Annotated in this window: 5 protein-coding genes and 1 pseudogene; 3 read left to right on the forward strand and 3 right to left on the reverse strand. The window is 55.2% G+C overall.

The window, feature by feature from the left end; genetic code table 11:
* Positions 1-187: pseudogene (locus AC2FJC_RS23295) on the reverse strand (hypothetical protein); the annotation flags it as partial.
* Here AC2FJC_RS23295 and AC2FJC_RS23300 point away from each other — a divergent pair.
* Complete coding sequence (locus AC2FJC_RS23300) at positions 186-359, forward strand: hypothetical protein (RefSeq protein WP_496724614.1); 174 nt, start codon at positions 186-188, stop codon at positions 357-359. The pseudogene AC2FJC_RS23295 and the gene AC2FJC_RS23300 sit on opposite strands and share 2 nt — an antisense overlap.
* A 282-nt stretch (positions 360-641) precedes the next feature.
* Here AC2FJC_RS23300 and AC2FJC_RS23305 read toward each other — a convergent pair whose 3' ends face one another.
* Positions 642-2,333 (reverse strand): thiamine pyrophosphate-binding protein, encoded by a 1,692-nt coding sequence (locus tag AC2FJC_RS23305; protein WP_496742047.1) that lies wholly within the window; start codon positions 2,331-2,333, stop codon positions 642-644.
* A gap of 435 nt (positions 2,334-2,768) precedes the next feature.
* Here AC2FJC_RS23305 and AC2FJC_RS23310 point away from each other — a divergent pair, with 435 nt between their 5' ends.
* The gene (locus tag AC2FJC_RS23310) at positions 2,769-4,328 is read left to right on the forward strand and encodes a class I adenylate-forming enzyme family protein (RefSeq protein ID WP_496742049.1); all 1,560 of its coding nucleotides are present in this window, start codon (positions 2,769-2,771) and stop codon (positions 4,326-4,328) included.
* 247 nt (positions 4,329-4,575) lie between these two features.
* Positions 4,576-5,763, forward strand: a complete 1,188-nt coding sequence (locus AC2FJC_RS23315; protein WP_496742050.1) for a YbfB/YjiJ family MFS transporter — start codon at positions 4,576-4,578, stop codon at positions 5,761-5,763.
* A gap of 99 nt (positions 5,764-5,862) precedes the next feature.
* On the opposite strand, the gene AC2FJC_RS23320 is transcribed toward AC2FJC_RS23315, so the two are convergent.
* Positions 5,863-7,515, reverse strand: coding sequence for an NAD-dependent malic enzyme (locus tag AC2FJC_RS23320; protein WP_496742052.1), 1,653 nt, complete (start codon positions 7,513-7,515; stop codon positions 5,863-5,865).
* Positions 7,516-7,667 lie beyond the last annotated feature (152 nt).

The raw sequence follows: 7,667 nt of genomic DNA on the forward strand, positions 1-7,667 counted from the left end.
CCTCGATGAACTCATGCCGTGGTGTTACGTCCAAGAAACCGCTCAACATTAACTGGTCGCATTCACCGGACGGACACCCAGAACCGCGTCCACGATCTTTTTGTACGTGGGTATTCGGCACCTGAATGGCAATCCGCAGACCAGTCTCGGGAGTGAACCTCTCATTATTGAGCTTGGGAAAGATCATGGTTATCGCCAACACCTTTTCCGATCAGAAAGCCCAAGTTGGCGGCTATTCGGGAAAAGACGGTTCGTTATCGGCCGTACCATCACTCTCGTTTCCGGCAGCCGATCGTTTCTCGGCTCAGAGCAACCTGGCGTTCCAAGCCGTTAGACCCGTCATCGGCTACTGGTCGTGACTTGCCGGGAATGGACGACGACATGCAAGCAAGTCGAAAAACAAGCCGATCGGACCGGTGTAGAAGGTTACGAGTATCCATGCAGATCGCTGTACCCAACTCGTTACGCCGTTGCTGATCGAATCCCAAATGACAAAGCCCACGCTGGTACCAGTCAGCAGAAACCAAACGAGCATTGCACCATTCAGCATATCAGTTCCCTATATTTGGCGGAAAAATCGCTTTGGATCGGATCGTGCTTGTCAAGCGTGGACAATTGATCGGATTGTCCCGGGCAATTCTCTATCTGCATCGATTGGGCCGACCGTTGTTTCGCGCGACCTGATTGCCCCACCGCAATAGGTTGACGTTGCAATCGTCCCGATCGATCAGAACTTCGATCAGGCAAAGACCGTCGTGATCCAGAGCTGTTTTGATGGCCTTGTCCAACTCGCCTTCTGTTTCCACCTTGCATCCCCAAGCGTTACCCTCTCCGGCGCTAAACACGTCAATCAAACCGGCGTAATCCCAATTCTTGATGGTGTTGTAAGGGCCATCGTGTATTTCAACTTCGATCGTGTAGCCGCCATTGTTGATGAGGAAAATAATCGGCTTTGCGTTATACCGGATCATGGTCGAAATCTCTTGGGCGGTCAGTTGGAACGAACCGTCGCCAATGCATGAGATCAACCGGCGCTTCCTGTTACCTAAGGCGTATCCCAGCGATGCACCGACAGACCAGCCAATGGATCCATACTGCATCTGCATCTCGAACCGCGTGCCCTCGGGCAGTTTGGTCTCTATGCCGTTGAACCATGAGTCACCCGTCTCCACGAGTAACGTGCTGTCCTTATCCAGCATCTTCTGCACGCGGGCGAATAGTTGGCGAACCGTCATCGGTGTTTCGGCTTCACCGGGTGCTGGCGGGTTTTGTTCGGTTCTGACACGTTCGAAGGCCGCGACAGCACTGCTGTTCGGCGTAAGCTTGTCAGTTAGCGCATCCAGAAATTCATCCATGCGGACATTGCTGAAATGTGTGTCACCCAACTGTATGGACGTTGGATGCACCATAACCGCTTTGCCGGGATCAAAACCAAGCTGATGACCCGTCGTAGTGTAATCGGTGAAAACAGGGCCGACAAACAGCAGCCCGTCGGCGGCATCGACAATTTCCCCACAGCCCGGCGTGCTGACCGGCCCCCAATAAATCCCCATGAAGCCTTCGCTTGTCTCAGGCAGAAAGCTCTTGGCGTTGGGCATAGATGCCTGGGCGTATTCGCAGGCCGCGGCAAGGCTGCGCAAGGGGCGTTCGGCCTGACCCGCGCGCACTTTGCTTCCCGCGACAAGTACTGGCCGCTCTGCCGTATTCAGGAATTCAGAAACTTGAGAGACCGCAGTCGCTAATGTGTTCGGATCACTGCTGGACTGCCTGGCGAAACTACGCGGTACAGGCGCGGACGTAGGTGCACCTGCAATGTTCGAGGCGATTTCGATATAGACCGGTTTGCGTCGAAGCATTGCGGTGTCTATCGCCCTGTCGATCGCGACAGGCGCAAGAGACGGATGATGAATCGTGACAGCCTCTGCAGTGACGCGGGCGAACATCTCGCGCTGGTAATCGTATTCAACCTCACCAAGCGTGTGGTGCAGATATTCCCACTCGGCTTCTGAGTTTGTGTTCGGCCCGCCGGAAATCGCGATCAATGGAAGATCTTCGGCATAGGCGCCTGCGACGGCATTCAAAAGGCTCAACCCTCCGACCGAATAAGTGACGACAGCCGCTGACGGCCCCCCGGTTGCGCGAGCATACCCGTCTGCTGCGTAGCCTGCGTTGAGCTCGTTGCAGCAACTGATCATCCGCAGATCCCGATTGCCAAGCAGCTCGTCCAGCAGCACCAAATTGTAATCGCCGGGAACCACAAAATAATCCGCAATTCCAGCTTCTTGCAGTCTCTTCGCCAGATATGATCCGACAGTCCAGCGCTCTGTTGCCATGCCATTACTCCAATACAATTTATCAAAAAGAACTTGGCACATCCTATTCACGAAAGCCGGATTCGCAAAACCAAGAGAGTTGCGCTTGGCTCTGTCACGGAGAAGCTGGAAGCCGAAATCTGTTTTGAACTAGTGGGTGCTGTCTGCGTCAAAACTCAGCTATCGGTCTGTGCGGCCACCCAATCGAATGACATCGCGCGATCAAATCAACAGAAAAGATCCTGAGCCTGAATGGGCCTTTACATCAACTCGAACCACAGATTGGACAAATTTACTCTTTGTGGGCGTTTCTGCCGCTCCCTATTGGAAGTGGATAACAATGCAGTATGCTCGATCCACCGACCAACCAATTGTGTGTTTGGTTTCCGCTCGTTGCGCGTCCACTGAAGATTGTTGAGGGCACCCTCGGACGCGGGTCCATTTGGAGAGAAAAGCATGCCGGTAACCGGGCCACCGCTGGCCGCTCCCGCGGATTTAACGAACCTTTTTCGGCGGGGATTGTCGGCGGATCCCAAGGCGATTGCGCTTTACGCGTTGGACGGGGCTTTGACCTGGCAGGAGCTGGATACCGCCTGTACACGGCTGGCGCTTCGATATCTGAGCCTGGGGCTTAATCCGGGGGACCGAATAGCTTCGATTATGCCGAACCGCGCGGTGTTGGTGATCCATTATCTGGCCTGCATGCGGGCCGGTTTGGTGGCGATGCCGCTCAACTATCGCTATACGGCCGCGGATATCGACCATGCGCTTCGGTTGGCGACGCCGGCGGCGCTGTTGGTGCATGGCGAACGCGCCAAGGATGTGGCCGCAGTGCCAGGCGTCGGGCGACTGCCTTTGGGGTTGATATCCTATGCAGGCGAAGTGGACGGGGCGCTCGTCTTGAAGGACCTGATGGACGGTGAGGTTGAGGGGACATTGCCGACGATTGGGGCGGACGCCCCGGCGTTTATATTTTTTACTTCCGGGACCACAGGCAAGCCGAAAGGCGTGACGCATAGCCATGCCAGCATGGGAGCTATGGTGGCAAGCAATGCTCAGGGGTTGGGGTTGGGACCCGGGGATGTGGTGCTTCCGGCGTCTTGGATTTCCCATACTGCCGGGTTGCGGCTGACGTTTGCCGGGCTTTGGGCTGGTGCCAGAACGAACGTAGTGAGGCAGTTTTCGCCCAATGAGCTCCTAGGGCTCCTGCGACAGACAAAGCCGACAGTGGCGCAGATATTGCCCGCGCCTTCGGCTGCATTGGTGACGGGGCACGGTGCAGTGCGCGAAGACTTTGCTTCATTAAGAACGATGATGGCAGGTGGCGACAAACCCTCGCAGACACTGGTCGACGCCTTTGGCGCGTTGGCGGGTGTGCCGATCGGGGCGTTTTATGGAATGACTGAAATGGGGACGTCACATTCGAACACACATGGAGGAGTAGAGAAAGTCGGTTCCATTGGATTGAACAATCCAGGCTATGTCTCGGCGCTTCATGATGAGGCCGGGTTGGAGGTGCCCGTGGGAGTGGACGGCCGGCACTGGGTCAGGAGCCCGACTATGATGACGGGTTATTGGGACGACCCGGGTGCGACAGCGGCAGCGTTTCGGGATGGCTGGCTCGATACAGGCGATTTGATGCGACGGGATGAGGATGACTATTTCTGGTTCCGGGGGCGGCAAAAACAGATCATCGTGCATGACGGCTCGAACATCAGCCCGGCGGAGGTTGAAGATGTCCTGACAGCGCACCCCGCCGTTGCAGCGGCGGTGGTGGTTGGGGTGCGAGATGAGATGCACGGTGAAGATGTTTGGGGGTTTGTGAGCTTGGTCGAAGGGGCGAAACCGGTGCGCCCCGGAGATATCATCGACTTCGCGCGGAAACAGATCGGATACAAGGCGCCGGATGTGGTTCGGATCGTTAGTGCATTGCCGCTGACCATGGGAGGCAAGTTGGACCGGATGGCGTTGAAGCGGATGGCGGCGAAAGAAAGCGGTGCCGCGCATATACTGTGATACCGTGGACGATCAGGTCGCAGATGCGAAATGCTGACCTGAGATAAGAAGCGGTGACGATGGGCAACGGAACTGAGGATCTCATTCCCTCAGCGCGGAATGCGGCATTGGAAGTCGAACCGCAACTTGTTGTAAATAGGCACTCTTAAGCTGCTCAAGCCCTACCGAAAGCATCCGCGCCCGAACAGTTAGGATTGCACGGTCAGGTGCCTTGAGGCACGGTGTGGTTCAACCTGGAAGGATGTTCATGGCCGCCGCAAAACCTACCAACCCGTGGCTCATTTTGCTGGGCCTTGCGCTTGGTGTCAGCATATCCAACGCTTTTGGTCGCTTTGCATACGGACTAATCCTGCCATCAATGAAAAGTAGCCTTGGCTGGAGCCTCACTCAATCCGGGTGGCTCAATACGGCCAATTCGATTGGCTACATAGTGGGTTCGATTCTAACGCTTTTACTGATCCGGCATTTTTCTCCGTCGCGATTATTTGCAAGCGGAACTGTGGCGACCGCACTGTGCCTTTTGGCGACCGGGTTTGATGAGAGCCTCGTGTTTCAAACTGCTTGTCGTACTTTGGTTGGGTTGTTTGGTGCACTTTCCTTTGTGTCCGGCGGCGTACTGGCAGCATCGCTGTTCCAGACCAGCGCCCGAAAGAATGCGTTGGCCATTGCCTTATACTTTGGCGGTGGCGGTGGATTTGGTATCGTATTATGTGGCGCGATCCTTCCGAGTATGTTGGACGTATTCGGACCACAATATTGGGACTGGGCGTGGATCGGGGTCGGGTTGGCAGCCCTGGTCATTTGCCCATTCTCGGTTTGGGCTTCCACAAAATTGAACGAAACCGAGCATGACGCCGCACTGCCTTCCATCCCGCCGGTGCGCAGAATGCTTGGCGAACTCGGCGGGTATGCGCTGTTTGGATTGGGTTACATTGTGTACGTCACTTTTATCTCGGTCTGGATGAAAGAGCAGCATTCAAACGTTCTGTTGACCACCGCAACATGGATGGTTCTTGGGGTCAGTATTATGGCGTCTCCTTTTGTTTGGCGCGGGGTCTTGGCCCGCTTTTCATCCGGAACGCCGTTGGCGCTGATCCTTACCGGGGTCGCATTTGGATCAGCCCTGCCAATCCTGGTTCCATCCGGATATGGATTGATTATGTCGGCACTCGTGTTCGGACTATCGGTCTTTATGCCACCCACTGCGATCACCAGCTTTGTCCGCCAGAACGTGGATCAGCAGGATTGGGGTGCAACCATTAGCTTTTTCACAGTTGTTTTCGCCATTTCACAGACACTGGGACCAATTGGGGCTGGTATCATTGGCGACTTGACCGGAGAAATAGGAGATAGCCTCGTCGTGGCCTCTGCGGTCCTGCTGGTGGGTGCCCTTTGTGCTGCGATGCAAAAGCCGCTCAGGCGTGAGGTGGCGTAGCTGTCGTATTCAGAACTATGCTGATTCATTCCCTACTTGGACGCCGTGGGTTCTGAATGCGCAATGTGAGACCTTCCGGTCACTCCAACCTGATCTGCTTTAAGCAATCTCCTCATAATGCGGGGTCCAGAACTTCGCATCGATTGCCGCTTTCAAGTCATTCCCCGTGGATTTAGGCGCAACCCCATCCAACTGCGCCTGTTGACCAACGGCAAATGCGATAGCCTTGCTGACCTCGCGAATGTCCCCCACATCGGGCAGCAAGCTGGCTGTGCGATCGGACTTCGCAGGTGACAACGTGGCGAGCGCCTCGGCGGCGGCCATGAACATTCCGTCCGTGACGCGGCACGCGCCTGACGCCAGCACGCCCAACCCCATACCGGGGAAAATGTAGGAGTTGTTGCATTGCGCGACATGATGCGTTTTGCCGTTGTAGACAACAGGATCAAACGGGCTTCCGGTGGCAACCAATGCATGACCATCTGACCAGCGGATAATATCCGCAGGTACGGCCTCAATTCGCGATGTCGGGTTCGACAGCGGCAATACGACAGGATGTTCTGTGTGAGCCGCCATCGCCCGAATGATCTCTTCAGAGAACAAGCCTGCCTGACCGCTGACACCCACCAATATGTTGGGTTTGGCCTGATTAATCACATCCAGCAGTGAAATATTACCATCGGACCAACTTTCCACTTTGGTGAGAGGTTGGACGATTTGCGTTTGGAACGGCAGGAGGTCTTTCATCGCATCGGTTAACAACCCATTCCGGTCCACCATGTAGATACGCGCGCGCGCCTCGGTCTCGGGTAATCCTTGGCGGACCATGAGTTGAACAAGTTGCTCGGCGATACCCACTCCCGCTGATCCCGCTCCAAGAAACGCGATGGTAGCGTCCTTTAGCGGTATGCCAGTGACATTTGAGGCAGCCAGCAAAGTGCCCGCCGTTACCGCTGCGGTGCCCTGAATATCATCATTGAATGTACAGAGCTGATCACGATACCGCGCAAGCAGGGGTGCCGCATGTTGCTGTGCGAAATCCTCGAATTGCAGCAAAACATCCGGCCACTTGCGCTTTACCGCCTGCACAAAAAGATCGACGAATTCAAAGTACTCATCCCCGCTGACGCGCTCATTTCGCCAGCCGATATAGAGGGGATCTTCCAGCCGTTCCTGATTGTTGGTGCCGACGTCCAGTACCACCGGGAGCGTTACAGACGGGCTTATTCCACCCGCAGCGGTATAAAGTGAGAGCTTTCCGATCGGAATTCCCATGCCGCCCGCGCCTTGATCGCCCAAACCCAAAATCCGCTCTCCATCGGTGACGACTATGGCCTCGACAGAGTGCAGGACGGCGTTCTCAAGTATGTCATCAATCCGGTCACGCTCGGGGTACGAAATGATCAATCCGCGTGGGTGATCGTAGATCTCACTAAACCTCTTGCAGGCGTCACCCACAACGGGTGTGTAAATTATCGGCATCATCTCGGTTAGATGTCGCACCAACAGAGCGTAAAACAGAATCTCGTTGTCATCCTGCAGGCCACGCAGATAGACATGCTTATCCAGCGGCGTCTCCTCACGTTCAAAGGCGGCATAGACACGGTCAACCTGGGTTTCTAGCGTTTCGATGTGTGGCGGAAGAAGACCCAACAATCCAAACTTTTCTCGTTCGTGTAGAGAAAAGGCAGTACCTTTGTTCAGCAGCGGGTTTGTCACATAGAGCAAATTTGCAGGATCAGTATTGGCCATAGGATGCCCTTTCGGATCGGCACGCACGCATCTGTCCGGTAAGGTCAGCATTATACGACAAAAATTGCAACGAACGGCACATTCTAAACTGGGTTGCGACAATTCCCCTATCTTGCTGAAAAGCAAGGAGAACAGAAATTGGCCCACACGGA

Source organism: Ruegeria sp. CDSB117 (genome assembly GCF_059611005.1).

Coding starts and splice junctions, on each gene's coding strand:
- AC2FJC_RS23300 (WP_496724614.1), top strand. CDS start 186: ATGGTTATCGCCAACACCTTTTCCGATCAGAAAGCCCAAGTTGGCGGC.
- AC2FJC_RS23305 (WP_496742047.1), bottom strand. CDS start 2,333: ATGGCAACAGAGCGCTGGACTGTCGGATCATATCTGGCGAAGAGACTG.
- AC2FJC_RS23310 (WP_496742049.1), top strand. CDS start 2,769: ATGCCGGTAACCGGGCCACCGCTGGCCGCTCCCGCGGATTTAACGAAC.
- AC2FJC_RS23315 (WP_496742050.1), top strand. CDS start 4,576: ATGGCCGCCGCAAAACCTACCAACCCGTGGCTCATTTTGCTGGGCCTT.
- AC2FJC_RS23320 (WP_496742052.1), bottom strand. CDS start 7,515: ATGGCCAATACTGATCCTGCAAATTTGCTCTATGTGACAAACCCGCTG.